The sequence below is a fragment of the Bradyrhizobium acaciae genome, assembly GCF_020889785.1.
GTDB lineage: Bacteria > Pseudomonadota > Alphaproteobacteria > Rhizobiales > Xanthobacteraceae > Bradyrhizobium > Bradyrhizobium acaciae.
The window spans coordinates 1-26667 of the sequence record NZ_JACMYK010000100.1 but is presented as its reverse complement, the minus strand read 5'-3'; the positions used below and the strand labels follow the sequence as shown (position 1 = coordinate 26667).

The 26667-nt window shown below is 64.5% G+C and carries 29 protein-coding genes and 1 pseudogene; 13 read left to right on the top strand and 17 right to left on the bottom strand.

Translation table 11 applies throughout. From position 1 onward, the window contains the following. The 7 genes from H8A92_RS28780 to glyA form a co-directional block, all read right to left on the bottom strand. A partial coding sequence (locus H8A92_RS28780; protein ID WP_229198892.1) for an AIR synthase related protein occupies positions 1-356 on the bottom strand: 356 nt, incomplete at its 3' end. A gap of 138 nt (positions 357-494) precedes the next feature. Continuing rightward, a complete protein-coding gene (gene nusB / locus H8A92_RS28775) occupies positions 495-989 on the bottom strand; it encodes a transcription antitermination factor NusB (RefSeq protein ID WP_229198891.1) in 495 nt (164 codons plus the stop codon). Between the two features lie 2 nt (positions 990-991). Next, positions 992-1483 carry a 6,7-dimethyl-8-ribityllumazine synthase gene (gene ribH / locus H8A92_RS28770; RefSeq protein WP_229198890.1) on the bottom strand — a complete coding sequence of 164 codons (492 nt, stop codon included), beginning with the start codon at positions 1481-1483 and terminating at the stop codon, positions 992-994. A gap of 214 nt (positions 1484-1697) precedes the next feature. Continuing rightward, positions 1698-2306, bottom strand: a complete 609-nt coding sequence (locus H8A92_RS28765) for a riboflavin synthase (RefSeq protein WP_229198889.1) — start codon at positions 2304-2306, stop codon at positions 1698-1700. Further along, positions 2306-3466, bottom strand: a complete 1161-nt coding sequence (gene ribD / locus H8A92_RS28760; RefSeq protein ID WP_229198888.1) for a bifunctional diaminohydroxyphosphoribosylaminopyrimidine deaminase/5-amino-6-(5-phosphoribosylamino)uracil reductase RibD — start codon at positions 3464-3466, stop codon at positions 2306-2308. The genes H8A92_RS28765 and ribD overlap by 1 nt, the downstream gene beginning before the upstream one ends. Then, positions 3463-3945 carry a transcriptional regulator NrdR gene (gene nrdR / locus H8A92_RS28755; RefSeq protein ID WP_050400938.1) on the bottom strand — a complete coding sequence of 161 codons (483 nt, stop codon included), beginning with the start codon at positions 3943-3945 and terminating at the stop codon, positions 3463-3465. The genes ribD and nrdR overlap by 4 nt, the downstream gene beginning before the upstream one ends. A 19-nt stretch (positions 3946-3964) precedes the next feature. Beyond that, a complete protein-coding gene (gene glyA / locus H8A92_RS28750) occupies positions 3965-5263 on the bottom strand; it encodes a serine hydroxymethyltransferase (protein ID WP_229198887.1) in 1299 nt (432 codons plus the stop codon). Positions 5264-5901: 638 nt separating this feature from the next. Here glyA and H8A92_RS28745 point away from each other — a divergent pair. Continuing rightward, positions 5902-8181: a TonB-dependent siderophore receptor gene (locus H8A92_RS28745; RefSeq protein WP_420831378.1), complete on the top strand. Its 2280-nt coding sequence runs from the start codon at positions 5902-5904 to the stop codon at positions 8179-8181. Positions 8182-8430: 249 nt separating this feature from the next. On the opposite strand, the gene H8A92_RS28740 is transcribed toward H8A92_RS28745, so the two are convergent. The 4 genes from H8A92_RS28740 to H8A92_RS28725 all read right to left on the bottom strand — a co-directional run bounded on the left by H8A92_RS28740 (position 8431) and on the right by H8A92_RS28725 (position 11834). Beyond that, complete coding sequence (locus H8A92_RS28740) at positions 8431-8712, bottom strand: hypothetical protein (RefSeq protein ID WP_229198886.1); 282 nt, start codon at positions 8710-8712, stop codon at positions 8431-8433. Positions 8713-8878: 166 nt separating this feature from the next. Next, positions 8879-10378: a tripartite tricarboxylate transporter permease gene (locus H8A92_RS28735; RefSeq protein ID WP_229198885.1), complete on the bottom strand. Its 1500-nt coding sequence runs from the start codon at positions 10376-10378 to the stop codon at positions 8879-8881. Further along, entirely contained in the window at positions 10378-10869 is a 492-nt protein-coding gene (locus tag H8A92_RS28730) for a tripartite tricarboxylate transporter TctB family protein (protein WP_229198884.1), read from the bottom strand. The genes H8A92_RS28735 and H8A92_RS28730 overlap by 1 nt, the downstream gene beginning before the upstream one ends. Next, on the bottom strand, positions 10866-11834 hold the full coding sequence (locus tag H8A92_RS28725) for a Bug family tripartite tricarboxylate transporter substrate binding protein (RefSeq protein WP_229198883.1): 969 nt from the start codon (positions 11832-11834) through the stop codon (positions 10866-10868). The genes H8A92_RS28730 and H8A92_RS28725 overlap by 4 nt, the downstream gene beginning before the upstream one ends. Positions 11835-12210: 376 nt before the next feature. On the opposite strand from H8A92_RS28725, the gene H8A92_RS28720 reads away from it, so the two are divergent. From H8A92_RS28720 to H8A92_RS28700, 5 genes are all read left to right on the top strand, one after another. Next, positions 12211-12447 (top strand): hypothetical protein, encoded by a 237-nt coding sequence (locus tag H8A92_RS28720; protein ID WP_229198882.1) that lies wholly within the window; start codon positions 12211-12213, stop codon positions 12445-12447. Between the two features lie 26 nt (positions 12448-12473). Next, on the top strand, positions 12474-12863 hold the full coding sequence (locus H8A92_RS28715; RefSeq protein WP_229198881.1) for a PRC-barrel domain-containing protein: 390 nt from the start codon (positions 12474-12476) through the stop codon (positions 12861-12863). A gap of 259 nt (positions 12864-13122) precedes the next feature. Next, entirely contained in the window at positions 13123-13278 is a 156-nt protein-coding gene (locus H8A92_RS28710; protein ID WP_229198880.1) for a hypothetical protein, read from the top strand. An 833-nt stretch (positions 13279-14111) separates the two neighbouring features. After that, positions 14112-14312 carry a hypothetical protein gene (locus tag H8A92_RS28705; RefSeq protein WP_229198879.1) on the top strand — a complete coding sequence of 67 codons (201 nt, stop codon included), beginning with the start codon at positions 14112-14114 and terminating at the stop codon, positions 14310-14312. 53 nt (positions 14313-14365) lie between these two features. Continuing rightward, positions 14366-14596, top strand: coding sequence for a DUF6894 family protein (locus H8A92_RS28700; protein ID WP_229198878.1), 231 nt, complete (start codon positions 14366-14368; stop codon positions 14594-14596). A 356-nt stretch (positions 14597-14952) separates the two neighbouring features. Here H8A92_RS28700 and H8A92_RS28695 read toward each other — a convergent pair whose 3' ends face one another. The 4 genes from H8A92_RS28695 to H8A92_RS28680 form a co-directional block, all read right to left on the bottom strand. Beyond that, positions 14953-15174 (bottom strand): hypothetical protein, encoded by a 222-nt coding sequence (locus H8A92_RS28695; RefSeq protein WP_050422593.1) that lies wholly within the window; start codon positions 15172-15174, stop codon positions 14953-14955. Between the two features lie 20 nt (positions 15175-15194). Beyond that, positions 15195-15425: a hypothetical protein gene (locus H8A92_RS28690; protein WP_229198877.1), complete on the bottom strand. Its 231-nt coding sequence runs from the start codon at positions 15423-15425 to the stop codon at positions 15195-15197. 201 nt (positions 15426-15626) lie between these two features. Continuing rightward, positions 15627-16145, bottom strand: coding sequence for a transcriptional regulator LdtR (gene ldtR / locus H8A92_RS28685; protein WP_024583358.1), 519 nt, complete (start codon positions 16143-16145; stop codon positions 15627-15629). A gap of 659 nt (positions 16146-16804) precedes the next feature. After that, complete coding sequence (locus H8A92_RS28680) at positions 16805-17266, bottom strand: DUF6163 family protein (protein WP_163149684.1); 462 nt, start codon at positions 17264-17266, stop codon at positions 16805-16807. Between the two features lie 196 nt (positions 17267-17462). Between H8A92_RS28680 and hemB the strand changes: the two are divergent. Then, positions 17463-18526 (top strand): annotated as a pseudogene (gene hemB, locus H8A92_RS28675) (porphobilinogen synthase). On the opposite strand, the gene H8A92_RS28670 reads toward hemB, so the two are convergent. Beyond that, entirely contained in the window at positions 18510-19169 is a 660-nt protein-coding gene (locus tag H8A92_RS28670) for a DUF6151 family protein (protein WP_229198876.1), read from the bottom strand. The pseudogene hemB and the gene H8A92_RS28670 overlap by 17 nt on opposite strands. Positions 19170-19326: 157 nt before the next feature. Here H8A92_RS28670 and H8A92_RS28665 point away from each other — a divergent pair, with 157 nt between their 5' ends. Together H8A92_RS28665 and H8A92_RS28660 are read left to right on the top strand one after the other, a co-directional pair. Then, positions 19327-19899, top strand: a complete 573-nt coding sequence (locus H8A92_RS28665; RefSeq protein ID WP_229198875.1) for an RDD family protein — start codon at positions 19327-19329, stop codon at positions 19897-19899. 86 nt (positions 19900-19985) lie between these two features. Then, entirely contained in the window at positions 19986-20762 is a 777-nt protein-coding gene (locus H8A92_RS28660; protein ID WP_163149692.1) for an arginyltransferase, read from the top strand. A gap of 249 nt (positions 20763-21011) precedes the next feature. Here H8A92_RS28660 and H8A92_RS28655 read toward each other — a convergent pair whose 3' ends face one another. Next, positions 21012-22385: an Nramp family divalent metal transporter gene (locus tag H8A92_RS28655; protein ID WP_229198874.1), complete on the bottom strand. Its 1374-nt coding sequence runs from the start codon at positions 22383-22385 to the stop codon at positions 21012-21014. Positions 22386-22506: 121 nt separating this feature from the next. Between H8A92_RS28655 and H8A92_RS28650 the strand changes: the two genes are divergently transcribed. From H8A92_RS28650 to H8A92_RS28635, 4 genes are all read left to right on the top strand, one after another. Then, a complete protein-coding gene (locus H8A92_RS28650) occupies positions 22507-23637 on the top strand; it encodes a PspA/IM30 family protein (protein ID WP_229198873.1) in 1131 nt (376 codons plus the stop codon). Continuing rightward, entirely contained in the window at positions 23634-24293 is a 660-nt protein-coding gene (locus H8A92_RS28645; protein ID WP_229198872.1) for an OB-fold-containig protein, read from the top strand. The genes H8A92_RS28650 and H8A92_RS28645 overlap by 4 nt, the downstream gene beginning before the upstream one ends. A gap of 3 nt (positions 24294-24296) precedes the next feature. Beyond that, on the top strand, positions 24297-26042 hold the full coding sequence (locus H8A92_RS28640) for a flotillin family protein (RefSeq protein ID WP_229198871.1): 1746 nt from the start codon (positions 24297-24299) through the stop codon (positions 26040-26042). Positions 26043-26226: 184 nt separating this feature from the next. Continuing rightward, positions 26227-26667 (top strand): MFS transporter (locus H8A92_RS28635; protein WP_229198870.1); only part of this gene is annotated, 441 nt, incomplete at its 3' end.

Here is a 26667-nt window from a genome sequence, read left to right as displayed (position 1 = left end):
CAACCGAAATGGCCGGCGTCCTCGCCGAGCGCCCGGGCGAACGGCTTCAGCCAGGTTTCATCGGCCTTGCGCAGCGCCAGCGTCAGCACGAAGCCCGCCGGCGCCGCCCCCTTGGCCGCAATGTCGGAGAGGTTCACCCGCAGCGCCTTGCGCGCCAGCGTGTCGGGCGGGTCTTCGGGAAGGAAGTGCACACCCTCGACGATGGCATCCGTGGTGACCACGATGTCCTCGCCGGCCGCCCTCAGCGCGGCGGCATCGTCGTCGAGACCGAACGCGCCCGGATCAGTCGCCAGCGGCTTGAAATAGCGGGCAATCAGGGAATCTTCGCCGGAGGGGCCGTCGTGACGTTCTGCCATGTCGCGCGCCTTCCCCTCAGCTATCATCGCCCGGCTTGACCGGGCGATCCAGTACGCCGCGGCAGTTGTTGTTGCCAATGACCGCCGCGGCGTACTGGATCACCCGCATTCGCGGGTGATGACAGCGGTGTATGTGGCTCAGCTCCGCACAAACTCGTCGCCGCGGAACTGGTGGGCGATCTGGTCGAGCACGGCGTTGACCATACCGGTCTCGTCCTTTTCGACAAAAGCATGCGCGACGTCGACATATTCGGAAACCACCACGCGGCCCGGCACGTCCTTGCGATGCTCGAGTTCGTAGGAACCGGCGCGCAACACCGCGCGCAGGATCGCGTCGATCCGCTTCAGCGGCCAGCCCTTCGACAGCGCCTCGTCGATCAAGGGATCGAGCTTGGCCTGGTCGCGCACCACGCCGGAGACCACGTCACGGAAGAACGCGGCTTCGGCCGGCAGGTATTTCTCGCCCTCGACCTCGTTGCCGAGCCAGTGGCTCTCGAACTCGGCGAAGATGTCGTTGATGCCGGCGCCGCCGATATCCATCTGGTAGAGCGCCTGCACGGCGGCGAGCCGTGCCGCGCCACGCCGGTTGGCTTTGCGGTCGGGGGTTTTCGCAGGCTTCTTGATGTCAGCCATGGTTAGGCCTTTGCCAGACGGCGTTTGATCCGCAGCATCGCGATCGCCGCACGCGCCGCGTCGCCGCCCTTGTTCAACTCGCTGGCGCGCGCCCGCGCCCAGGCCTGCGCCTCGTTGTTGACGGTGAGGATGCCGTTGCCGAGTGGGAATTTCCGGCTCACGGCCAGATCCATCAAGCCGCGCGAGGATTCCTGCGAAACGATCTCGAAATGGATGGTGTCGCCGCGCACCACGCAGCCGAGCGCAATCGCGGCGTCATAGGGCCTGCCGTTCGCTGCCGCGGCATCGAGTGCGATCGCGATCGCGGCCGGAATCTCCAGCGCGCCCGGCACCGTGAGCACGTCGTGGCTGGCGCCGGCGATCTTCAGCTCGGCCAGCGCGCCTTCCAGCAGCGCATCCTGGATGTCGTCATAAAATCGTGCCTCGACGATCAGCACGCGTGCGCCTGATATGTCGGTCTGGTCCTTCAGGGGTGCGCGCCGCGCGTCAGCCATTGCAATAACCAATCGGAACTTGGGGAGGATTTGTGCAGCGTTTTAGGCGCAGCAAGCGGTAAAGCCAAGGGCAATACTGGCCCGGATGTCACCGCGATCGGCCCGATTTTTCAGGTCGGCTTCGCCCGCAATGCATAGGCCACCCGGCTGGCAGTCGCCCGAGCCGGACTGGCACATAGGGACTTCCGTCTCGGCCGCAGTGCCCGGGTCCAGACTATTTCATCTCCGACAGCCGCGCCGCGTAACGGGCCATCAGATCGACCTCGATATTGACCTCGCTGCCGGCCTTCCAGCCGCCCAGGGTCGTGACGGAAAGCGTGTGCGGGATGATCAGCACCGAAAAGGTGACGTCGTCGACCGTGTTCACGGTCAGCGACACGCCGTCCAGTGTGACCGATCCCTTGGCTGCGATGAAACGCGCCAGTTCGCGGGTGGTTTTGAGCTCGAACCGCGCCATGTCGGGCAGATCGTCGCGCTTGACGATGGTGGCGATCCCGTCGGCGTGGCCGGCCACGATGTGACCGCCGAGTTCGTCACCGATCTTGAGCGCGCGCTCGAGGTTGAGCCGGCCGCCCTGCCCCCAATGCCTGGCGGTGGTCATGCCGAGCGTCTCCGCCGCAGCGTCGACGTCGAACCAGGTCTTGCCGTCGGCGGTGCCGGAGGCGACCACGGTGAGGCAGACGCCGTTGCAGGCGATCGAGGCGCCGTCGGCGATCGTGGTCTGGTCGTAGTCGCAGGCGATCCGCATCCGGTGCAGCTGCCCCTGCGCGACCGGCTTCAGGCTGGTGATCTCACCGATATCGGTGACAATTCCGGTAAACATTACGCACGCTCGTAGATGTTGAGACTGTCTTTGCCGAGGGTTTCGCTAGCACGAAGCCGAAATGCGGGCGACTGCGTCATTGCGTCGAGCGGCATTGCGTCCAGCGCGGGAACGCCATCGGAACCGATCGCATCAGGTCCGCGCAGCAGCCAGATTTCATCGACGAGGCCCGCCGCAACGAAAGAATTTGCCACGCGCGCGCCGCCCTCGACCAATAGCCGCGTCGTCCCCTTCTCCGCCAGCGCATGCAAGACGGGCGGCAGGTCGAGCCCCACGGGCGCGCCGGTCGCAACGCGGATCACCTGTGCGCCGGCGGCGCCAAGCTTCACCGCAGCGGGCGCTTCCGCCATGTCAGATGTCATCACCCAGAGCGGCGTCTCGCGCGCAGAATGCACCAGGCGGCTGTCGCCCGAGATCCGCAGCGCGCGGTCGAGCACGACGCGCACCGGCGAGCGTTCCGCCATGCCGGGCAACCGGCAGGTCAAGAACGGATCATCGGCCTGCACCGTGCCGATGCCGACCAGGATCGCGTCGCACTGCGCGCGCAACAGATGCACGCGCGTTCGCGCCGCCTCCCCGGTGATCGCAACGGGTTTATGGCCGCTGGCTGCGATCTTGTCGTCGGCGGACACGGCGAGCTTGAGGATGACGTGCGGCCGCTTGTCCGTGATGCGGCGGAAGTGTCCGGCATGGTCGCGCGCGGCCTCCACCTGGCACAGCCCGACATCGACCGCGATGCCGGCGGCGCGCAGCCTGGCGTGCCCCTTGCCGCCGACGTCCGGATTGGGGTCCTCGATCGCCGAGACCACGCGGGCGAGCCCCGCCGCCACGACGGCGTCGGCACAGGGCGGCGATCGGCCGAAATGCGAGCAGGGTTCGAGCGTGACATAGAGCGTGGCGCCCCGCGCGGCGTCGCCTGCGCGCCGCAGCGCCTCGACCTCGGCATGCGGGCGTCCCCCGGGCTGAGTCCAGCCGCGACCGACGACCACGCCGTCCTTGACGATGACGGCGCCGACCGCCGGATTGGGCCAGGTGCGCCCGAGGCCTCGGCGGCCGAGCGCAAGCGCGACCTGCATGAAGCGCAGATCGGCGGCCTTCGCTGTTTCCTTGGCCTCTTTGGCTTTCTGCCCGAGCTGCTCTTCCAGGATCCGGAAGATCATTTGCGCAACGTCGCGATCCGCGGGTCCTCTTCGCCGGTCAGCTCGTCGAGCACCGCCTCAAAGTCCTTGGCCTCGCGGAAATTGCGATACACCGAGGCGAAGCGCACATAGGCGACGTCGTCGAGCTGGCGCAGATGCTCCATCACGATCTCGCCGATCGCCTCCGAGGAGACCTCCGCCTCGCCGCCGCTTTCGAGCTCGCGGACGATGGTGGACACCATCTTCTCGACCCGCTCGGACTCCACCGGGCGCTTGCGCAACGAGATCTGCAGCGAGCGCACCAGCTTGTCGCGATCGAACGGCACACGGCGGCCGTTGCGCTTGATCACCGTCAGCTCGCGCAGCTGCACCCGCTCGAAGGTCGTGAAGCGGAAATTGCAGGCCATGCAGACGCGACGCCTGCGGATCACCGCGGAGTCCTCGGTCGGACGCGAGTCTTTGACCTGCGTATCGAGAGAATTGCAGCTCGGACAACGCATCCGACGGGACCTCTACCTCTTAGTAGATCGGGAAGCGATCGGTCAGCGCCTTGACGCGCTCCTTGATCGCGGCCTCGACCAGCGGCGCCTTGCCGTCCGGCGACTGCGCCAGCGCGTTCAGCACTTCCGCGATCATGCCGCCGACCTGCTTGAACTCGGCAACGCCGAAGCCGCGGGTGGTCGCCGCCGGCGTGCCCAAACGAAGACCCGAGGTGACGAACGGCTTTTCGGGATCGAACGGGATGCCGTTCTTGTTGCAGGTGATCGCGGCGCGCACCAGCGCCTTCTCGGAGACGTTGCCTTTCAGGCCCTTCGGCCTGAGGTCGACCAGCATCAGATGGTTGTCGGTGCCGCCGGACACGATGTCGAGGCCGTGGCTGCGCAGCGTCTCGGCCAGCGCCTTGGCGTTCTCGACGACGTTCTTGGCATAGACCTTGAAGTCCGGACGCAGCGCTTCGGCGAACGCCACCGCCTTGGCGGCGATCACGTGCATCAGCGGACCGCCCTGCAGACCGGGGAAGATCGCCGAGTTCAGCTTCTTGGCCAGCGTCTCGTCATTGCTGAGGATCAGGCCGCCGCGCGGACCGCGCAGCGACTTGTGCGTCGTCGTTGTCGTGACGTGGGCATGCGGCACCGGCGATGCATGCACGCCACCGGCGACCAGGCCGGCGAAATGCGCCATGTCGACCAGCAGATACGCACCAACGGAATCGGCGATCTCGCGGAAGCGCTTGAAGTCCCACGCGCGCGAATACGCCGAGCCGCCGGCGACGATCAGCTTCGGCTTGACCTGCTCGGCCAGCTTCTGGACTTCATCCATGTCGATGATCTGGTCCTCGCGGCGCACGGTGTAGTGCGCAGCCTTGAACCACTTGCCGGACATGTTGACCGGCGAGCCGTGGGTGAGATGGCCGCCGGCCGCGAGGTCGAGACCCATGAAGGTGTCGCCGGGCTGCAGCAGCGCCAGGAACACCGCCTGGTTCATCTGGCTGCCGGAGTTCGGCTGGACGTTGGCGAAACCGGCGCCGAACAGCTTCTTGGCACGCTCGATCGCGAGGTTCTCGGCGACGTCGACCCACTCGCAACCACCGTAGTAACGCGCGCCCGGATAACCCTCCGCATATTTGTTGGTCATCACCGAGCCCTGCGCCTCCAGCACGGCGCGGCTGACGATGTTCTCGGAGGCGATCAGCTCGATCTCATGGCGCTGCCGGCCGAGCTCGCCCTTGATCGCGGCGGCGATCTCGGGATCGGCCTCGGCGAGGGTCGCCGTGAAGAAGGAATCGGGCGCGGAAGCGGTCTTGGAGGATGAGGTCATCGGCGAAATATCTCCACCGCCGCAAGCCTTTACTTAGGAATGCGGACGGTCACGAGTGGCGGTCGAAGCTGGTCTCAGAGCGTTACCACATCACCCTAAAATGGCCAAGCGGTTGCGGTCCCCGGCGGTCAATTATGCCAGATATGGTGGGGACGGCGGGGATTGCCAGCCGGCCGGGCCGGCCCAGGGGAGCCCGGTTCCGGCCGCCTCCCGGGCATAGCCGCCGAGGCCCCGTGGCGGACGGGACGCCCCTTCCCGGCCGCGCCGATGTCCGGGACTACGAGGTGTCCATCGTTCGCGAGCCGCGCGAGATCCAACCGCTTGATCACGCGACCTGCGTCTCGACCGATCATGACGCGATCGATCACGATGGATCGAGCCGACGAGCGAGTGACTTACGGATTCAGCGAGCGCACGACGCACGACAGGATTTTGAATCGTTCAATTCTTGAATCATTCAACACTGGATCGATTCAAGGCTCTCACGTGATACGTGCAATTGTGCGTCGTACTCCGTTGTCTCTCAGTCACACACACCGGCATTGCGCACGGCTTCGATAGCTTCTAACGGCGCGCGCGCTGTTTCCGAAAATCACCGTGATAACGACGCCGAAGAAACTTCTCTTTGGGAGCGTTGAATGACGGACGGATGGATTCGGCCGCAGCGGCTTGCTGCTTCGGCCTTGGTGATGCTTTCGGTGACTGGTGCGGACGAGGCCTTGGCCCAGACGCAATTGCCGTCGGTGACCGTCGATGCGCCATCGCAACGGCAAGCAGCGCGATCGCAACGGCCTTCGCAACGAACCACGCGTGCACGCAGCGCCGCGCGCCGCGCAACAACCGCCCCGGTGAGCGCGCGGCCACAGGCCACGCAGCAGGCCGCAGGTGCCGGCGGCGGGCACGAGCGCGCCAGCGGTCCGGTCACCGGCTATCTGGCGCGGCAGAGCTCGAGCGGTACCAAGACCAGCACGCCGATCATCCAGACGCCGCAATCGGTGACCGTGATCGGCGCCGAACAGATCCGCGACCAGAAGATCGTCAGCAAGTTCGACGAAGTGCTGCGCTACTCGCCGGGCGTGATCGGCGGCACCTACGGCTCCGACTTCCGCAACGACTGGTTCCTGATCCGCGGCTTCCCCGCGCAGAACGAGTCGCTGTTCCTCGACGGCCTGCAGCTGTTCTACACCTCCTATGGCAGCTGGAAGCTGCAGCCTTTCAACCTCGAGCGCGTCGAGGTGCTGCGCGGTCCCTCCGGCATCCTCTATGGCGGCTCGGCGCCGGGCGGCCTCGTCAACGCCGTGAGCAAAATGCCGTCGGCCGAGCCCATCCGCTACATCGAAGCCGGCGTCAACAATTTCGGCAACGGATATACCGCATTCGACATCGGCGGCGTGGTCCCGCAGCAATCCGGCAATGGACAGGTGCTGTACCGCTTCGTCGGCCAGGCGCAGGGCGGCGGCACCCAGACCGACTACACCTACGACAACAATTTCTTTTTCGCCCCGTCGGTGACCTGGCGTGATGCCGACACCAGCATTACCGTCTACGCCACGGCCGCGCACAACAACACCAGGGCGGAGAACTTCCTGCCCTATGTCGGCACCGTCACCAACGCGCCGTTCGGCAAGATTCCGACCAGTCTGTTCACGGGCGATCCCAGCGCCGACCAGTTCCGCCGCGAGCAGGAGACCGTCGGCTACAAGTTCGAGAAAAGCCTGACCGACAGCCTCGACTTCCGCCAGAACGCGCGCGCGGCCCATGTCGACGTGTACTACACCGGCCTCTACGGCCTCGGCTACGCGACGACGCCGGCGGCGGCCGATCTTGCGCGCGGCAATTTCTACGCCCGCGGCAACGCGCTCCAGTTCAACCTCGACAACCAGCTCGAGCACCGCTTCAACACCGGCATCCTGCAGCACACCGCGCTGTTCGGCCTCGACCTCAAGCACTACGGCATAGACGACCGCCAGGGCTTTGGCGTCGGCACCAATCTCAATCTGCTCAATCCGGTCTACGGCACCAACACGACCTACAGCGGTCCGTTGTACCAGAACGCCCATCTCAACCAGGGCATGGCCGGGCTCTATCTGCAGGACCAGGTCAAGCTCGACCGGCTGACCGTGGTGCTGTCGGGGCGCCAGGACTGGGTCGATCTCGTCAATCAAAACCGGATCGGAGCCGATCAAAGCCGCCAGGACAGCAAGTTCTCCGGCCGCGTCGGCGCGATCTACAATTTCGACAACGGCGTCGCGCCTTACGTCTCCTACATGACCGGCTACAACCCGATCATCGGTCTCAATGCGGCCAGCCAGTTGCTGTTGCCGGAGACCTCGGAGCAGAGCGAGGTCGGCGTCAAATACGAGCCGGTCGGGCTCAATGCTCGCTTCAGCGTCGCCTATTTCGACCTGAAGCGGAAGAATGCGCTGACCACCGATCCGAACAATCCGATGTTCCAGACCCAGAATGGCGAGGTCACCTCGCGCGGCGTCGAGCTCGAGGCCGTGGCGAACATCACGCGCGACTTCAAGCTGGTGGCGAGCTACACCAACTACGACCTGTTCGTCAGCAAGGACCTCAATCCGGCGCTGATCGGGACCGTGCCGACCAACACGCCCCGCGACTTCGCCTCGGTCTGGACCGACTACACGTTCCGCAACGGCCCGCTCGCCGGCTTCGGCCTCGGCGGCGGCGTGCGCTATGTCGGCTCGTCCTTTGCCGACACCGCCAATACCGCGCGCGTTCCCGCCTTCGTGCTCGGCGATCTTGCCCTGCACTACGAGTGGGGCAACAACTGGCGCGCGGCGCTCAACATCGTGAACGTGACCGACAAGATCTACGTCGCGAGCTGTGCGCTGGTCACGTCCTGCTACTACGGCGATCGCCGCCGCTTCACCGCCAGCATCGGCTACAAATGGTGAGAATGCAGCGAAGCATTCTGTTCATAAAGCGATCATCGAGAGAGGCGGCGTCCAGCCGCCTCTCTTTTTCGACCCGCGTCAGCGTGGTGTCAGCATCTCGCGCTAGGTTCGCGTCGCGGCGAAATTTGCCGCGTCCAGACTGGCCCGCTCCGAAATGCGAGCCCCGGAGCGGGCCTTTTACATGCCGAGGGTTTTCCGGGCAGCTCAGGGCGTAGTCGGCGGCCGCAGGCGCGATCCTGAGCGCACGGATCAGAATGCATCCTTGAACTGCGCTACATAGTCGGGGCTTCCATAGACCCACATCGGCTCGTCACATTGTCGCGAGCCCAAATCGTTCGTGCAGGCGGCACTCCATGGCGGAGCTGCGACCTGACGACCGACGATCCCGTATCCCTGCAATGAACCGGCAATCGCCGTCCGAGCGGCGACGTGCTCGCGATTGCTGCTCTTGTCGGTTCGCAGATGAGCACTGGCCTCGGTCGCGAGACATGGCGCAAGCAGCAGTGCCGCCAGAAGGTAAATGATCTTCATTGTTCAGCTTCCTTTCTGAAGGGAAGACCGAAACTGGAGTCTGGTTATTTCCCGATCACACAAATGTTTGGCGACGTCGCCATCCCTGTGCCGGTCAATTTGCTCTGCCATCGGTGCATGACGGACTCCGGCTAGCCTCCCGCCGGCAGATCGATCGGCTCACGACCTAATCCTCATTCGCCTTGAACCGCCCCAATCCCCTCAGCACGAACGGCGCGGCCAGCGCGATCAGCGCAATGCCGAGCAAGGTCGCCGACATCGGGCTTTGCAGCAGCACCATGGGATCGCCGAGGCTGATCGCCAGCGCGCGGCGCAGCTGGCTTTCGGCGATCGGGCCGAGGATCAATCCGATTACGACCGGCGCGATCGGGAAATCGAACCGTCGCATCAGAAAGCCCATCACGCCAAATGCCGCCAGCATCGAGAGCTCGACGACCGACGGCTTGGCCGCGATCGTGCCCATGGTCGCGAACACCAGGATGCCGGCATAGAGCCACGGTTGCGGGATCGCGAGCAGCCGCACCCACAGCCCGACCAGCGGCAAATTGAGCACCAGCAGCATGCCGTTGGCGATGAAGAGGCTCGCGATCAGGCCCCACACCAGGTCCGGCCGCTCCGCGAACAACAGCGGACCCGGGTTGAGACCGTATTGCTGAAAACCCGCCAGCATCATCGCCGCGGTGGCCGAGGTCGGCAGCCCAAGCGTCAACAGCGGCACCAGCGTCCCGGCGGCGGAAGCGTTGTTGGCGGCTTCGGGTCCGGCGACGCCCTCGATCGCGCCCTTGCCGAACTCCTCCGGATGCTTGGTCAGTCGCCGCTCGGTCGAATAGGACAGGAAGGTCGGGATCTCCGCGCCGCCGGCCGGCAGCGCACCGATCGGAAAGCCGAACAGCGTGCCGCGCAGCCACGGCTTCCACGAGCGCCGCCAGTCTTCCCGCGTCATCCACAGCGAGCCGCGCACCGGCTCGAGCTTTTCCTCGGCGTGATGACGGCGCGAGGCGACAAAGAGCGCCTCGCCCACCGCGAACAGGCCGACCGCGAGCGTCGTCACCTCGACGCCGTCGAGCAGCTCGGGGATACCGATCGCAAGACGCGCCTGACCCGTGAGCTTGTCGATGCCGACCAGCCCGAGCGTCAGGCCAATGAACAGGCTGGTCAGGCCGCGCACCGGCGAGTCGCCGAAGGTCGCCGACACCGTGACGAAGGCAACGCACATCAGCGCGAAGTAATCCTCCGGCCCGAACCGCACCGCGAAGTCGACCAGCCAGGGCGCGAGGAACGCGAGGCCGATGGTGGCGATGGTGCCGGCCACGAACGAGCCGATCGCCGAGGTTGCCAGCGCCGGGCCGCCGCGGCCGGCCTTGGCCATCTTGTTGCCCTCCAGCGCGGTCGCCATCGACGCGCTCTCGCCCGGCGTGTTGATCAGGATCGCGGTGGTCGATCCGCCATACATGCCGCCATAATAGATCCCGGCGAACATGATCAGCGAACCGCCGGGATCGAGCTTGTAGGTTACCGGCAACAACAGCGCGACCGTCAGCGCCGGACCGATGCCCGGCAACACGCCGACCGCGGTGCCGAGGAACACGCCGATCAGGGCGTAGAGCAAGTTCATCGGCTGCATGGCGACCGCCATGCCATGCGCCAGCGCGGCGAACGTATCCATCACAAAAGTCGCTCCAGCGGGCCGGCGGGAAGGCTCAGCGTCAACAACTTGTCGAACGCGAGGTAGATGAGGGTCGTGATCAGCAGAGCGATGACGGTGTCGGCCAGCACGGCGCGGCGACCGAAAGCGGCCGACGTGGTAACGAACAGCGCTGACGTCGCGAGGACGAAGCCGCCGCCGAAGCCGATGATGCCGATCAGGAGCGCAAGGCCGGCGGTGATCAGCCACACCGGTTTCGGATCCACGCTCTCGCGCGGCGGCAGGTTGCCGCGCAGCGCGTCGATCAGATTGCCGACGGCGAGGATGACGAGGCCGATCGCGATGACGATCGGCATCGCCTCCGGCCCCATCCCGTACATCGTGGTGGACGGCAGCTGGCTCGCGTCCCACACCAGCACCGCCGCGAGCACCGCGAGCGCGGCGGCGATGACGACCCCCGCGCGGTCGACGCGCCGCGCCGGCAGCTTCCCGGAAGCGGCGTCCGGCGTCATGACTTCACGAGACCGACGGACTTCAGCACCTCGGTCACACGCGTGATCTCCTTCTTGAGGAAATCCGCGAATGCATCGCCGCCGAGATAAGCGTCATCCCAGCCCTTCTGCTTCAGGATGTCCTTCCAGGCGTCGGACTTCACCATCTTCTCGACGGCATCGCCGAGCGCCTTGCGCTGCTCCGGCGTGATGCCGGGCGGTGCGACCACCGAGCGCCAGTTGGCGAGCACCAGTTCGATCCCCTGCTCCTTGAAGGTCGGGATGTCGACACCGGGCAGACGCTGCGCCGACGTCACGCCGAGCGCGCGCAGCTTGCCGGCCTTGATCTGGCCGTCGTATTCGCTGAGGCCGGAAATGCCGGCCGTGACCTTGCCGCCGAGAATGGCGGCGAGCGACTCGCCGCCGCCCGAGAACGGAATGTAGTTGATCTTCTTCGCATCGGCGCCGACGGTGCCCGCAAACAGCGCCGCCATCACATGGTCGACGCCGCCCGCCGAGCCGCCGGCAAAGGTCACCTTGGCGATGTCGGCCTTGACCGCGGCGGCGAGATCCTGCGCCGTCTTCAGCGGCGAATTCGCCGGCACGACGATGGCCTGGATCTCCTCGGTGAGGCGTGCGATCGGCGTCACTTGATCGAGTGTCACCGGCGACTTGTTCATGGCGAGCGCGCCGACCATGACGAAGCCGTTCACCATCATCTGGTTGCCGTCGCCCTTGGCGCCGTTGACGAATTGCGCGATGCCGATGCTGCCGCCGGCGCCGGGCACGTTGGTGACCTGGACGCTGCGCGCGATACCTGAGGCAACCAGCGCCTGCTGCATCGAACGCGCGGTCTGATCCCAGCCACCGCCGGGCGCCGCCGGCGCCATCAGCTTGAGCTCGAGTTGCTGCGCAGGCGCCGGACCACTTGCCCCAAGCAACAGCGCGACAACCGCGCCGAACAGGCGCATGCGGGACGAGATCATGGGCTTCCTCCAGAATTTTCAGACGCAGCCCGGCGAACGCTGGCTGCATTCGGTCATGTGGTCGCATCGCCAATCGGAAAGCGATGGTCCCATGGGATCAGGGAATCGCTCGCCGAGCTCGTGTCTGCGTATCCCTAGCGACCATTCGCCACGGCCTTCGGCAAGCCGGAGCGCGCGACTCTTCCGTGCTGCAAATCGCCGCACCTGGCGGATCGTTTTCTGCTCGCCTTGACTTGAGCGGCTCGCCGCCGCGCCGCGGGGATGGCCTGATACGACCTTCAAAATGACGACGGTGCGCCTGTTCAGTCCTAGGAACCTTTGCGATTTTTTCCCGTTCCACCTCCGCCGATTGGTTCGGCTATTGGAGGAGACTGACATGAACGTTAAGGCAATTGTCGCGGCATCGTTGCTTGCCGCTTTCGTCACGCCGGCTTTTGCAGCGGATGAATTCTACGTTGTGCAGGACGTGAAGACGAAGAAGTGCTCGATCGTCGACCAGAAGCCGGTCGACACGACGACCACCACCGTGGTCAGCCCATCAGGCACCATTTACAAGACCCGCTCCGAGGCCGAGACCGGCATGAAGACCGTCAAGGTCTGCAGCTCCAACTGACAGGCGCTCAGCCAAGGAGTTCTCTGATGAAGAAATTTGCCATCGGCTGCATCATGGCCGCAGCATTGGCGACCGCCGCGCATGCGGCGACCACCATGTCCGCCGCCCCGACCGAGAGTTGGACCATCACCAACTATTACAAGCAGAACGTCTACGACCCGAAGGAATCCAAGATCGGAACCATCGACGACGTGCTTGTCGACAAGGCCGGCAAGGTGACCGGCCTCGTCGTTGGCGTCGGCGGCTTTCTCGGCGCCGGCGAGAAGGACGTGATCGTGCCATACACGGCGGTCAAAACTCAGAAGAAAGACGACAAGTGGTGGCTCACCCTCGACGAAACCAAGGACAGCCTGAAGGCTGCGCCGGGCTTCAAGTACGATCGGGCCAGCACGACCTGGAAGCCGGAAGGCAAGTAAGCGCTGAAGTCCCGTCTGCTCGGCTCACGCGCGGACGGGACGCAGTGACGATCCATCACGGGTTGCGCCGGTAACGCGCCGGCGGCCGACCGGACAACGCCGTGAAACGACCACGCTTTCCGCGTGAGCACATCGGCGCTGCAGACGTCGACCTTCTTCATTTCCGGGTGAAAGCCAGCGCGGCAATCCTGTTCACCTTGTCCCCATACGAGGCCCGCTCGTCCTCACACCATGAGGAGCCCTGCGCGGATCTGAGTCAATGCGCACCAGCGACGTGGTATTGAATTCCGATCTCGGCACGTCACAGGCCGGAAAAGTATTCCTCAGCCATGTGAGCGCACGCGCCATCGAGGCTGTGTGCCTCCTGATCGTTGATTCCTTTGACCTCGAAACGCTCATGTCAATTATCCCATGAGTTTGCTTCCTCCGCATACACGATCGTTCCCTTCGCGATGCGCGCGCGAATGAATGACGAAACTTGGCTTTTCGAATTGAAAACGGCGGGGACGGAATTGCCGCCACGCTCGCGTACTATCATCACAACATTGCGCTTGCAGTGTTGGTTCCTCGCGAGCGAAAGATCAAATTGGACAGACAGCGAAATCGGAATCTGCAATCCTCGCTGGCATTTCATCACGAAGCGATTTCGGGATGACATTTTGCCAACCAAGCGATGGTCCCCGGAGGACCAGAACAGCTATTGCGGATGATACGGGAAGCGAGCCTGACGCAGCGAGGGATCGCTCAGAAGCTGGGCGAACTGATGCGGTGAGTACCCGGCTCGCGATCACCAGAAAGCGGCTCGCAGAGGGGAATTAGGGTACCCCTGCAGCACAACGCCGCCCGCTTAAAATACACGCGGGCGGCGCTGGCTCTAGCCCCAGGAGGGTCGTGCAAAATCCTGATGTGTGTTGGTCGCGCGAAGCGCGCAGAGGTCTCATACCCAAGAAGGGGTAACTCGCCCCTGCAGGAATGACCGGAGCGCGGTGACAGCTTGCGATGCCATCCAACCAACGACCCCCGGCACCAGAGGTTTCACAGCACCGGGGATCGCTACTCCCGGGGAGCTTGGGGGCAAAGGCCGGGAGCTGAATACCGACTCCCCCGGTTCCCGTTCGTTCCAGCGGAACCACAGGAACGCGTCGCTCTGCGCAAAAGTTATCGAGCGTCACCGCGCGGTCCCGGTATCCATCGGTGATGAGAACGCCAATTGCGTTCCCGCCCTCTGCCAGCAGGAAAGGACAGCGCATGTTCAGGCGTCGTCGTTTCAAGCAAACGCACTCTCTGCAACATCGCCTTCTCGCAGAGGCCAAGAGCTTGCGCGAGGAAGCAAGCGCTCTTCCCACCGGAATCGAGAAGGAGCGGCTGTTGCAGAAGGCACGGCAGGCCGATACGGCCGCTCATGTGAGCGAATGGCTGTCGTCGCCGGGACTGTTGCCACCTGAATAGGAACACAATCCATCGGATGGCTGTTCCTCACCATTGCTCGAGGAGCAATGGAAATGCCGCGCTATTTCTTTGACATCAGGGACGACGGCGACCTCTACCCCGATGAAGAGGGGCTAGACCTCGCAGATCTGAAAGCCGCCAAGGTTGAAGCTGCGAACACGCTGGCTGGCATCGCCAGGGACGCCGGTCATTCCGGCGGGGAGAATGATGTTGCGGTCGAAGTCCGCACCGACGACGGGCTGGTGTTTCATGCCGCCTTCGTCCTTCATCGATCCAAGCAGTGAGCCACGCACCCCTCCTCCGCCCGCTTCGGGCTGCGACCAACAACTGTCGCGGGAATGCGAGGTTGAACCCTATTCTCGCTGTCGTCGCCCGGCTTGACCGGGCGATCCAGTACGCCGCGGCTCCTCAGCTCAAGCACTGCTGTCTCTGGAATACTGGATCACCCGCTTTCGCGGGTGATGACACGGAGTAGCTGTTTGACCGTTGAATCAGACGGCGTTCCGCCGTCATTGCGAGCGCAGCGAAGCAATCCATGGCTCCGGGTGTTCGGAACGGTGGATTGCTTCGTCGCTTCAGCGCAAAATTGCTTTGCAATTTTGTCGTGAGCTCCTCGCAATGACGCAGGGAGCGCGCCCCCCTACAGTCCCGTATACCCGGCCTTCACATGGTCGGTGCTGCCGTCGAGCTGGCGCAGATAGGTCAGACCGCACACGGTTAACCGATGCGTATCCCGCTCGCCCGCATCGAACAGCGTTTGCACGTACTCTGTCACCTTCGCCCGCGCTTCGTCGCTTGCAGCGGACGTGCGGTTGAGCAGCAGATCGTACGTCTGCATGATCCGATCGATAGCGGCTTCCATTGAAGTCTCCGGGTTGACGCTCAGGCGACCACCAGCGTCTCGACCTCGAACTTCGCGATCGCCTTGTTGGCGAGGCGGAGTCGGTTCAGCTCACCGCGCTGGAACAGCTTCACGATGATGCCGAGCAGGCGCTCATTGGTGGCGAAGGTGTCGGGAATGGCGCCGGATTTGCGCAGATAGTTCGAGGCGATCGCGTAGGCGTCACCGACGACCTCGACATTCAGCACCTCGATCCCGCGCTCGACCAGCATGTCCTGCTTCTCCGTTGGGAAACGAGATAAAGCTCGGGGCATGCCTTGGTTCCTCGCCGGGCCCCATTTATTTTCGCAGGTGCAGCATGAAACAAATGCAACACGAAAAACGCATCGGCCGGGCATGACCGATGCGTTACTGGAGGAGGCTGCCGGTCTTCTCGAGCGGCCGGCTTGGCCATCAGGCGAAGAGAGGAAGGCTCAGAGGCGATACAGGATCTGGTCGGTCCAGAAGCGCTCGAGGCGATGCAGCGACTTGTTGAGGCTCGCGAACTCCTCGTTCGAGATGCCGCCGACCTGCTCGACCGTCTTGACGTGCTTCTGATAGAGCGCGTCGACGATCTTGCGGACTTCCTGGCCCTGCGGGGTCAGGCGAATGCGGACCGAGCGGCGATCGACGCGCGAGCGCTGATGATCGAGGAAGCCGAGCTCGACGAGCTTCTTCAGATTGTAGGAGACGTTGGAGCCGAGATAGTAGCCGCGGGTACGCAGCTCGCCGGCGGTCAGCTCCTTGTCGCCGATATTGTACAGGAGCAGCGCCTGCACCGAGTTGATGTCGGCGCGGCCGCGACGATCGAATTCGTCCTTGATGACGTCGAGGAGCCGGCGATGCAGCCGCTCCACCAAAGTCAGGGCTTCGAGATAGAGCGGCTGCACCGGAGCTTGGCCGGCAGCGCGATCAGCGGCATCCGCCGCCGTTGTCGCAACGGCTTTCATCATGACACTTCCCCTGTTTGTCGTTTTTATCGACTTTATTCGACGAAACTTGTGTCCCGCCTGATAGGTCCAACGTAAGGGGGCCGTTTGAATATCCGCTTAAATAAGAGAATAAAGAGATCATGAATTTAAGACAGTGAATCGTGGATTAAGCTCATGGATCAAGGACTTTTCGCAACTTTTCATTGACGGTGGCAGACCCCTGTTCACGCTTCGTCTGCCTGCCCTGTCACATTCGGAAACAGCATCGTTCGAATTCGAAACGGCGGCGTAACGTGTGTGAGGGAACCCTTTACGGTGACCGATCGGTTACCGGAAAATTCTTTGAAAATTTTATGGGAGTGCATCGGCGGGATCTGCACGCGATGCGCGCAGGCGGACTTCATTCATTGCCGCGGCCAGACCGGTTCCACCGTCAGCCCGCGCAAAGCCGGCCGGCACACGCGCCGAGATCCGGTGAAATGGGTCCCGACGGCAGGTCCCGCAGAGACGCCTTGGGAATGGGGCGCCTCGAATGGGGTGCGATCTGTCGGCACTCACCTAGCAGAACCAGCGGCGCTGTCTTCTCGTTGGGCGCACGGCTGCCAAAAATCGCCAGCCGCCGCCGGCTATTCGTCGCGGTGTCGCAGCCAGGCAACAGTGGATCGGGCCGCGGACCTTATCTATGGCGGGCGTTCGCGCGCCGACATCCAGGCGAGCGCGAGATAGGCCGCGAGCATCAGGGCTTCGAACCCGACCACGGTGAGGCTGCCGCCATAGATGCCCGGAAACATCAGCTCGATGACCGCCATCGACACCACGGTGGTCAGCCAGACCACGGCGCCCCAGGGCGTCGCCAGCCAGAGCCCGACGGCGGCGACGAGCTCGATGACGGCGAAATAGATCGTGGCGGTCTGCCAGGCCATCGACTGGTTCTCAAAGGCCTCCTCCTCGCCCCCGACGAAGCCCGTCACCTGGGCCCAGTGATAGAGGCCCTTGGCGACCGAGACGACGGCCATGATACGCAGGAAGATGACGAGGCGCCGCGTCCACGCATTGTCGTCCGGCTGGATCCGGTCGGACGAGATCGCGCTCACCGAGATGGCGTTGTCGCGCGCCTGATCGCGTGCAGAGGTGTCAGACATCCGAATCGTCGCGCAGCGGCTGCAAAATGGCGTTCATGGCGCAGTCTTGGCCCGCCGGGGACGCAAAATCAATCGCCGTTGCGGCAATTCGGAGGCGCCCAGGATGCAGTGGCGGCGCAATGACGGCGCCTCTGTGAGGTGCTAGAACCGGACCTATATCAGGTCCAGACCAGCCGTCCCTCGAGGAGAAGACAACATGGCGATCAAATTCGGGCGCCGATCGAACTGCGCGACACGCCGCGGCGCCAGACTGATGCCCTCGCCTCCCCCTCGCTCGACCTCACCATCCGGATGCGCCGCAATCGCAAGACCGAATGGGCCCGCCGCCTGGTGCGCGAGAACGTGCTGACCACCGACGACCTGATCTGGCCGATGTTCGTGGTCGACGGCCACAACACCCGCACCCCGGTGGCCTCGATGCCCGGCGTCGACCGGCTCACCGTCGACCAGATCGTGCGCGATGCCGAGCGCGCCGCCAAGCTCAACATCCCCTGCATCGCGCTGTTTCCCTTCACCGAGCCGTCGCTGCGCGACGAGCAAGGTTCGGAAGCGCTCAATCCCGACAATCTGGTCTGCCAGGCGGTGCGCGCGATCAAGAAGGAGTTTTCCGACATCGGCGTGCTCTGCGACGTCGCGCTCGACCCCTTCACCAGCCACGGCCATGACGGGCTGATCGAGGGCGGCAAGATCCTCAACGACGAGACCGTCGCGGTGCTGGTGAAGCAAGCGCTGACCCAGGCCGAGGCCGGCTGCGACGTGATCGCGCCGTCGGACATGATGGACGGTCGCATCGGCGCGATCCGCGAGGCGCTCGACGACAACGGCTTCGGCGACGTGCAGATCATGTCCTATGCGGCGAAATATGCGTCGGCTTTCTACGGCCCGTTCCGCGACGCGATCGGCTCGGCCAAGACGCTGACCGGCGACAAGCGCACCTATCAGATGGACAGCGCCAATTCCGACGAGGCCTTGCGCGAGGTCGAGCTCGACATCGCCGAGGGCGCCGACATGGTGATGGTGAAGCCGGGCATGCCCTATCTCGACATCGTCCGCCGCGTGAAGGACCATTTCGCGATGCCGACCTTCGTCTACCAGGTGTCCGGCGAATACGCGATGATCGCGGGCGCTGCCGCCAATGGCTGGATCGATGGCGAGCGCGCGATGATGGAGAGCCTGGTCGGCTTCAAGCGCGCCGGCGCCGACGGCATCCTCACCTATTTCGCGCCGAAGGCCGCCGAGAAGATCAAGGCGGAGACCTGAGCTCCGTCTGGCCCGCGGCCGGCGCCGTCGGATGCGGGCCACACAGCGGACGCAGTGCGTCGCGTTGCTGTTGCGTCAGCACGGTCAGCGGATAGATCGGCGCGCCGGTCTCGCGGCTGAAGAACGGATGCGGCCACGCCTTTCCACGCAGGCGCCAGCCCAGCACTTTGCCGATGGCGCGCGCGATCAGCGACAGGTTCAATCCGGTCGAGTCCTTCGGCGCCTCGCCGACCGCATATTTTCCGAGAATCGCGCCGACCGGTTTGCCGAATGCTTCATCGGCACGGTCCGCGCCGCCGTCGAACACGGGCGCGACAATTCCGACGAACGGGACCTTTGGCGTCAGCGTGTTGCCGACCGGGGTGTTGCAGCAGGTCGCATACCAGCGGAACAGCCCCTTCGGCGTCAGCCGGAGGCCTGCGATCCTGTCTTGCCCCTGCAAGAAGCTGAGCGATGACGGCGCGACCTGGACGATATCGGTGCCGCCGTGTGCATCGAGCAGATCGGCGCGGCCGAGTTGATGAAGAAACGCTTGGCAATCATCGCAGTAACAGGTCACACGATTGGCCGATTTGGGCGACGGGTTCGAGACGACACCGAAGACCTCTCCGCACCTGCAGCGCAGCCCGATCCGTGTGCTCATGGGTTCCTCTCGGCTTGCCGGACGCAACATACACGTTCCGCGACCGCCGATGGCCGCCGAATCGCCGGAATATTTCGGCTAGTTCATGTTCGCGCGGCCTTGGCAGGCGAACCTCCTGTTCCCATGTCCTGCGCGGGACTTTCATCGGAGGTTGGTCATGTCCTACGGCAATGACGGCGGCACCTGGCGCAGTGAGGCCTGGCGCAGTGAAGCCTGGCGCAACGACGGCGGCGTTCCCCCGCATGCGTTCGATCCGTCGATGCAGCCGGAACTGTTCCGCGGCGTGCTGACGCGGCGTGTGTTTGCGTTCCTGATCGACCTCCTCGTGCTGTCGGTGCCGGTCATCCTGGCGGTGATTTTCATTGCCGTGTTCGGCCTCGTCACGCTCGGTCTCGGCTGGGCGCTGTTCTGGCTGGTGTCGCCGGCCTCGATCGTCTGGGCGATCGTCTATTACGGCGCCTCGATCGGCGGACAGCACTCGGCCACGCCAGGCATGCGCATGATGGATCTGGAACTGCGCACCTGGTACGGCGCACGCGGCTATTTCGTGCTCGGTGCCGTCCACGCGGTGCTGTTCTGGGTGACGATCTCGTTCCTGTCGCCGCTGGTGCTGCTGGTCGGACTCCTCAACGGCCGCCGCCGGCTGCTGCACGACATCATCCTCGGAACCGTGATTATCAACAGCTCGGTCCGGACCCAGGTCACCCCGGCGGCGCGGGCCACTTATTAGGCCCGCCTAAACCAATTGACCGTTAGCCTCCGGGGGGCGATGCTAACGCGGCTGCCTGTATTGTTTGTGGAGCCCGACGATCAGACGTGACCCAGCACTCGCGTGATACTCCTCAGTTCTATCTGACGGCGCCCTCTCCCTGCCCCTATCTGCCGGGCCGGCACGAGCGCAAGGTTTTCACGCATCTGGTCGGCGATAAAGCGGGCGATCTCAATGACTTGCTGACCCATGGCGGCTTCCGCCGCAGCCAGTCGATCGCCTACCGCCCGGCCTGCGACCAGTGCCGGGCCTGCGTCTCGGTCCGGGTGGTCGCCAACGAATTCCGCCCCTCCCGCAACTTCCGCAAGGTACTGGCCCGCAACGCCGACATCATCGGCGAGCAGCGCACCGCGGTGCCGACATCCGAGCAATATTCGGTCTTCCGGGCCTATCTCGACCGCCGCCACCGCAACGGCGGCATGGCCGACATGACCGTGCTGGACTACGCGATGATGGTCGAGGACAGCCATGTCGAGACCCGGATCATCGAGTACCGCAAGCGCAATGCCGACAGCGCCATCACCGGCCGCGGCGACGAGCTGATGGCGGTGGCGCTGACCGACGTGCTCAGCGACGGGCTGTCGATGGTCTATTCGTTCTTCGAGCCGGGGCTTGAGGCCCGCTCGCTCGGCACCTTCATGATCCTCGACCACATCGCCCGCGCCCGCCGGCAGGGGCTGCCCTACGTCTATCTCGGCTACTGGATCGAGGGCTCCAAGAAGATGGACTACAAGGGCCGCTTCCTGCCGCAGCAGCGGCTCGCGCCATCAGGCTGGCTGCGCGTCGATGCCACGGGCGAGGTGCTGGCCGAGCCGCAGGACTAGCGCCTGGTGAGACCAGGCTAAGCTGCAACGGCGTCGAAACTTCACCTCTCCCTTGGGCGAGGTCGATTTGCGCAGCAAATCGGGTGAGGGGTTACGGTCTATCGAGGGAGCAAAAGCCCTCACCCGGATTGCACTGGACGATGCTTCGCATCGCCAGGCGCAATCCGACCTCTCCCCGGCGGGGAGAGGTGAACCAAGACCGCGCCAGGTCGATTCAACTAAAGCTCATCCTGCTATAGCGCGCCTGCGCTAGGTGCCGAAGATCGTGTCGTAGAGCAGCTTCACGTTCAGGATCACGATCAGGCCGGCGACGATCCACGCCGCCAACGCAACCGGGACCGAAATCGCCAACGCACCCATCTTGCGCTTGTCGGACACGAAGCGCACCAGCGGGATCACCGCGAACGGCAGCTGCATCGACAGCACGACCTGGCTGAACACCAACAGCTGCGCGGTGCCGCTTTCGCCATAGAGCGCGGCGACCACGATGACCGGGATGATCGCGATGCCGCGGGTCACCAGTCGCTGCAACCAGTCGGGCAGCTTGAGGTCGAGGAAGCCCTGCATCACGATCTGGCCCGCCAGCGTCGCCGTCACCGTCGAGTTGAGGCCGGAGGCCAATAGCGCCACCGCAAACAGCGTCGAGGCGATGCCGAGCCCGAGCAGCGGCGACAGCAGCTCGAACGCCTGGTCGATCTCGGCGACGTCGGAATGGCCGCTCTTGTGGAAGGTCGCAGCCGCCAGCACCAGGATCGCGGCGTTGACGAACAGCGCCAGCATCAGCGCGATGGTGGAGTCGGTGGTCGCCCATTTGATCGCGTCGCGCCGGCCCTCCTCGGTGCGCGGATAGGCGCGGGTCTGCACGATCGACGAGTGCAGATAAAGATTGTGCGGCATCACGGTGGCGCCGATGATGCCGATCGCGATGTAGAGCATCTCCGGATTGGTGACGATCTCGCGCGAAGGCACGAAGCCGCCGAGCACGCCGGCGATCGGCGGCGCCGCGGCCGCGATCTGGACGGCGAAGCAGACCGCGATCACGATCAACATCGCGATCACGAAGGCTTCGAGGAAGCGGAAGCCGCGATTCATCAACAGCAGCAGCAAGAACGCATCGAGCGCCGCGAGCAGCGCGCCGCCGATCAGGGGAATGCCGAACAACAGCTTCAAAGCGATCGCGGTGCCGATCACCTCGGCGAGGTCGCAGGCGATGATTGCGGCCTCGCAGGCGAGCCAGAGCAGCAGGTTCACCGGCCGCGAATAGGTGGCGCGGCAGGCCTGCGCCAGATCGCGATCGGTGGCGATGCCGAGCCGCGCGGCGAGCGCCTGCAGCAGGATCGCCATCAGGTTCGAGAGCAGGATGACCGACAGCAGCGTGTAGCCGAACTTCGATCCGCCCGCGAGATCGGTGGCCCAGTTGCCGGGATCCATGTAGCCGACAGAGACCAGATAGCCCGGCCCGGCGAAGGCCAGCAGCCTTCGCCACCACAAGCCGCCGGTTGGTACTGCGACGGTTGCGTTCACCTCCGGCAGGCTGCGTGCATGCCCGGCATCGTCCCGCCAGCCGCCCGGCACGGCGCTGGGAGCGGAAACGGAAGAGATTTCAGGGGTCCTCGCATCCATGAAGTCAGGATGGCCGATCTCGCCCACTATTGCAACTAATTTGCAACTGCATCTAGGCTCACGAAAATGATACCGGCCGCGCGTCTTGTAAAGCACTGAGGAAGTGCTTTACGTTAGATGTATGATCAAGCTGCCCGTGGAGACGCCGACCGCGACGCTGCGTTACGCCCTCGCCCCCGACCCGTCGGGCATCGAGGCGATCGAGGCGACCTTTGCGGCCTATGACCGGATGATGGCGATCCTCAACGAGGTGGCTCCCGTCGGCGCCAACCTCGTCTCGCTGCACGCCCAGGCCTACGAGAGGATCCGCAAGGAGACCGGCCTGCCCGCGCGGCTGGTAACGCTCGGTCTGCGCGACCGCGCGAACTACGTCCCGGGCGCCGCCGTCCGCCGGATACCGCTCGACGACAAGTTGTTCGCGATCAAGGGTCCAACTTCACTGACCATTAGCACTGTCAGCGGACGCGTCTTGGTGCCGTTCGACGTGCCGGGATATGTCTCGGGCTGGGAAAGCCCCTTCCCGGCGCACCTGGTCTCGGATGGTCGCGGCTACGAAATCCACATCGCCGTCAAATCCAAATCAGTCCAACCGGAGGAGAAGACCATGCTTCACGAAGGCATCCTTGCGCGCATGGGCCGGCTTCTTGCCGCCATCGCGAGCCAGACCATCGACAACGTCGAGAGCAACAACAAGGTGGCGCTGGTCAAACAGGCAATCCGCGAGATCGACGCCGGCGCCGACGAAGCGCGCTATGCGCTCGGCAAGTCGCGCGCCGAGGAATTCCGCTTGAAGAAGCGCCGCGAGGAGCTGGATACCGAGACGGCTGCTCTGAACGAGAAGATCCGTCTCGCACTTGCGGAAAATCGCGAGGATCTCGCGCGTGCCGGCGTCGCGCGACAAATTGACCTGGAGTCGCAGGTGATCGCGCTGGAACGCGCGATGGATTTCATCGAGCTCGAAATCGATGAGCAGACCAAGGCGCTGCAGGCCATGCTCGGCGCGCGGCGCGAGGCTGAGACAAGATTAACCGATCTCGAACAAAGCCTGATCCGCGAGGCCAAGGACGAAACCAGCCGGGGCCCATCGACGACCAATACATTGAGTGCTGAACGCGCCATGGCGGCGATCGCCCGGGTCACCGGTGTTCCCGCTGCAAGCGTGCTCGGCGACAAGGAGCTTGACGAACTCGATCGCCTGCACCGCGAAAAGGAAATCGCGGCGCGGCTTGAAAGGATCAAGTCAGAAAAATGAGTGTAGTTGGCGACATTCTGCTCGCCCCCGACGTGCGGCCCTTCGCGGTCGCGGCTGCGATCATGGTGGCACTTGGCGGTATCGAACTGCTCACCACCATGGTCGGACTTTCGATCAGCGAACTCATCGGCAAGGATTTCGCGGTCGAGGCCGAGAGCCACAATGCTCTCAGTGGCCTGTTTCTCTGGATCAACGCCGGGCGGCTTCCCCTCCTGATCCTGATCATCCTGATCCTCGGCATATTCTCGATCGGAGGCTTCCTGCTTCAGGGAATGGCGCATGCCGTAGGCACCGCCATCCCGGTCTCGATTGCCGCGGTGGTAGCTGCTGCCGGCAGCGTCCCCGTGATCAGAAACACCAGCCGCGGTCTCGCCCGCATCATTCCGCGCGACGAGAGCTACGCGGTCAATGACAGCGACTTTGTCGGCAAGGTCGCAACCGTGTCGGTCGGCCCGCTCGATCAGGGCCTGCCCGGCAGGGTCCGTCTCAAGGATGTCTTCGGCAACTGGCACACCGTGTCGGCGCGTGCCAGCGCAGAGTCCGAGGCATTGCCGGTCGGCGCCAGCGTACTGCTGGTCGATCGCGATGCCAGAGGCTTCATCGCGATTGCCGCTCCATCCGATCTCGTCGAACAACAATCTTCCAACAGGGCATAACACATGTGGGAACTTGCTATACCCGTCGCCATCGGCGTCATTGCCATTCTCGTTATCGGTCTGCTGTTCGCAAAGCTCTACAAGCGCTCCACGCGCGATGAGGCCTATGTCCGCACCGGCCTCGGCGGCCAGAAGGTGGTGCTCGACGGCGGCTCGCTGGTGCTGCCGATCTTTCACTCCACCGCCGCGGTGAACCTGAAGACGCTGCGGCTCGAGGTCGCACGCGGCGGCCCGGACTCGCTGATCACCAAGGACCGCATGCGAGTCGACATCGGCGCCGAATTCTATCTCCGCGTCAAACCCGACTCGTCGTCGATCGCGCTCGCCGCGCAGACGCTCGGCAACCGCACCAACGACGCGGCCGAGTTGCGCGAACTGGTTGAAGCCAAGTTCGTCGACGGCCTGCGCTCGGTCGCCGCCACCATGAACCTGGAGGAATTGCAGGAGCAGCGCGCGACTTTCGTCAAGGCGGTGCAGGACGCGGTCGGCGCCGACATCCAGAATAACGGCCTCGAGCTCGAATCGGTGTCGCTGACTCGGCTCGACCAGAGCGACATCAAGCATTTCAACCCGAGCAATTTCTTCGACGCGCACGGTTTGACCACGCTGACCAAGATCACCAAGGAGCGCGAGCAGGAGCGCAACCAGATCGTCCGCACCACCGAGGTCAACATCGCCCAGCAGGACCTGGTGGCGCGGCAGACCACGCTGACGATCGAAAGCACCAAGCGCGAGGCCGAGCTCGCCCAGCAGCGCGACATCGCCAACAAGACCGCGGCGATGCGCGCGCAGACGGCGCAGGTCGAGCAGACCGCGCTGCAGAACGAAGCCGAATACCGCATCCAGCAGGAGCTCGCGGTCGCCAACAAGCAGACCGAGGCCAACCAGGCCCGCGACACCCGCAAGATCGAGGCTGATCTCGCGGTCAAGCGCCGCAATACCGAGATGGAGCGCGACCTTCAGATCGTCGCCCAGGAAAGCGCGATCGCGGTCGCGGCCAAGAGCAAGGAGCAGTCGGAGGCCCAGACCATCGCCGAGACCGCGCGTGCCGTCGCGATCGCCGCCGAGGAAAAGGTCACCACCGCCCGCGCCACCGAAATCGCCGAGCGCGACAAGATCATCAACGTGATCGCGGCGCGCAAGGCGGCCGAGACCGACGCGATGCCGATCACGGTGATGGCCGAGGCCGAACGCCAGGCCGCCGCCAACAAGGCGGAAGCCACCAACGTGCTCGCCAAGGCCGATGCGGCGGCCGCCACCACCCGTGCCGCCGGCGTCAAGGCGCTCGGCCAGGCCGAAGCTGAAGTCGCGACGATGAAGGCAGAGGCGCGCAACAAGCTCAGCGCCGACATGATCGACTACGATCTCAACCTCGCGCGGATCAACGTGATCCCGAGCGCCCTCGCCGAGGCGGTGAAGCCGATCGAGAAGATCTCCGACATCCGGATCTTCGACACCGGCAGCATGCTTGGCCGCGGTAGCGCCAACGGCCATGCCAATGGCAATGGTGGTCTCGGGCTCGGCGACGGCCTCGCCGCGCAATTGCTGTCGGTCTCGGCATTCAAGCCGATGATCGACAAGATCCTCACTGAGGCAGGCTTCCCCGCAGGCCCCGACGCCATGACCAACCTATTGAGTGCGCTGCGTGCCACTCAAGCGGAAGTACCGGCCCCGTCCATCGACAGCACGGCAACGCCGCCGGCCACCGTATCGGGAACCGGCCACGCGACGCTTGGTCCGAGGTCGTAGCACACGCACGCACGATCTCAGCCAGCTTTTGATCCCGAACCTCGATGGCCTAGTCAGGCACTGAACATCGCATCGACAAGGCCCGCCGTCCGGCGGGCCTTTTTTTGGCGTTATCGGGAAACGGGTGGGATCGGACGTCGTCCAACCACACACTATGGCCAGATCACATTTAAGGGATTCTGCCATGTCCGCGGATACACCTAGCCTGCCGGCCACTTTCAATCGCCTGGCCTGGTCCAACCTCGCCGCGCAATCGGCCGAACAGATCGCGCTTGCGGCCGCACCCATCGTCGCGGTGCTGGTGCTCGGCGTCGGCGAGGGCCAGACCGGCCTGTTGCAGACCGCGCTGACGCTGCCGTTCATCCTGTTTGCGACTCCCGCCGGCCTGCTGGCCGACCGCGTGTCGCGGCGCTGGGTGATGGCAGGCTCCGAGGCCCTGCGCGCCGCGGCATTGGCCGCGATCCTGCTGTTGCTATGGCTCGGCGCGATGACCCTGCCGCTGCTCGCCTTGCTCGGCTTCATCGCGGTCTGCGGCACGGTTGCCTACAGCGTCGCCGCCCCTGCGCTGGTGCCGTCGCTGGTGACGTCGCAGCAATTGCCGGCCGCCAATGCCCGCATCGAGCTG

Bases quoted from the DNA above. Each gene is read 5' to 3' on its own strand.
- ribH (WP_229198890.1), bottom strand. From the start codon at position 1,483: ATGGCTGACGCGCGGCGCGCACCCCTGAAGGACCAGACCGACATATCA.
- H8A92_RS28640 (WP_229198871.1), top strand. From the start codon at position 24,297: ATGTGGGAACTTGCTATACCCGTCGCCATCGGCGTCATTGCCATTCTC.
- nrdR (WP_050400938.1), bottom strand. From the start codon at position 3,945: ATGCGTTGTCCGAGCTGCAATTCTCTCGATACGCAGGTCAAAGACTCG.
- H8A92_RS28705 (WP_229198879.1), top strand. From the start codon at position 14,112: ATGTTCAGGCGTCGTCGTTTCAAGCAAACGCACTCTCTGCAACATCGC.
- glyA (WP_229198887.1), bottom strand. From the start codon at position 5,263: ATGACCTCATCCTCCAAGACCGCTTCCGCGCCCGATTCCTTCTTCACG.
- H8A92_RS28740 (WP_229198886.1), bottom strand. From the start codon at position 8,712: ATGAAGATCATTTACCTTCTGGCGGCACTGCTGCTTGCGCCATGTCTC.
- ribD (WP_229198888.1), bottom strand. From the start codon at position 3,466: ATGATCTTCCGGATCCTGGAAGAGCAGCTCGGGCAGAAAGCCAAAGAG.
- H8A92_RS28765 (WP_229198889.1), bottom strand. From the start codon at position 2,306: ATGTTTACCGGAATTGTCACCGATATCGGTGAGATCACCAGCCTGAAG.
- H8A92_RS28665 (WP_229198875.1), top strand. From the start codon at position 19,327: ATGTCCTACGGCAATGACGGCGGCACCTGGCGCAGTGAGGCCTGGCGC.
- H8A92_RS28655 (WP_229198874.1), bottom strand. From the start codon at position 22,385: ATGGATGCGAGGACCCCTGAAATCTCTTCCGTTTCCGCTCCCAGCGCC.
- H8A92_RS28710 (WP_229198880.1), top strand. From the start codon at position 13,123: ATGCGCACCAGCGACGTGGTATTGAATTCCGATCTCGGCACGTCACAG.
- nusB (WP_229198891.1), bottom strand. From the start codon at position 989: ATGGCTGACATCAAGAAGCCTGCGAAAACCCCCGACCGCAAAGCCAAC.
- H8A92_RS28680 (WP_163149684.1), bottom strand. From the start codon at position 17,266: ATGTCTGACACCTCTGCACGCGATCAGGCGCGCGACAACGCCATCTCG.
- ldtR (WP_024583358.1), bottom strand. From the start codon at position 16,145: ATGATGAAAGCCGTTGCGACAACGGCGGCGGATGCCGCTGATCGCGCT.
- H8A92_RS28735 (WP_229198885.1), bottom strand. From the start codon at position 10,378: ATGGATACGTTCGCCGCGCTGGCGCATGGCATGGCGGTCGCCATGCAG.
- H8A92_RS28730 (WP_229198884.1), bottom strand. From the start codon at position 10,869: ATGACGCCGGACGCCGCTTCCGGGAAGCTGCCGGCGCGGCGCGTCGAC.
- H8A92_RS28745 (WP_420831378.1), top strand. From the start codon at position 5,902: ATGACGGACGGATGGATTCGGCCGCAGCGGCTTGCTGCTTCGGCCTTG.
- H8A92_RS28720 (WP_229198882.1), top strand. From the start codon at position 12,211: ATGAACGTTAAGGCAATTGTCGCGGCATCGTTGCTTGCCGCTTTCGTC.
- H8A92_RS28690 (WP_229198877.1), bottom strand. From the start codon at position 15,425: ATGCTGGTCGAGCGCGGGATCGAGGTGCTGAATGTCGAGGTCGTCGGT.
- H8A92_RS28670 (WP_229198876.1), bottom strand. From the start codon at position 19,169: ATGAGCACACGGATCGGGCTGCGCTGCAGGTGCGGAGAGGTCTTCGGT.
- H8A92_RS28650 (WP_229198873.1), top strand. From the start codon at position 22,507: ATGATCAAGCTGCCCGTGGAGACGCCGACCGCGACGCTGCGTTACGCC.
- H8A92_RS28645 (WP_229198872.1), top strand. From the start codon at position 23,634: ATGAGTGTAGTTGGCGACATTCTGCTCGCCCCCGACGTGCGGCCCTTC.
- H8A92_RS28700 (WP_229198878.1), top strand. From the start codon at position 14,366: ATGCCGCGCTATTTCTTTGACATCAGGGACGACGGCGACCTCTACCCC.
- H8A92_RS28695 (WP_050422593.1), bottom strand. From the start codon at position 15,174: ATGGAAGCCGCTATCGATCGGATCATGCAGACGTACGATCTGCTGCTC.
- H8A92_RS28725 (WP_229198883.1), bottom strand. From the start codon at position 11,834: ATGATCTCGTCCCGCATGCGCCTGTTCGGCGCGGTTGTCGCGCTGTTG.
- H8A92_RS28715 (WP_229198881.1), top strand. From the start codon at position 12,474: ATGAAGAAATTTGCCATCGGCTGCATCATGGCCGCAGCATTGGCGACC.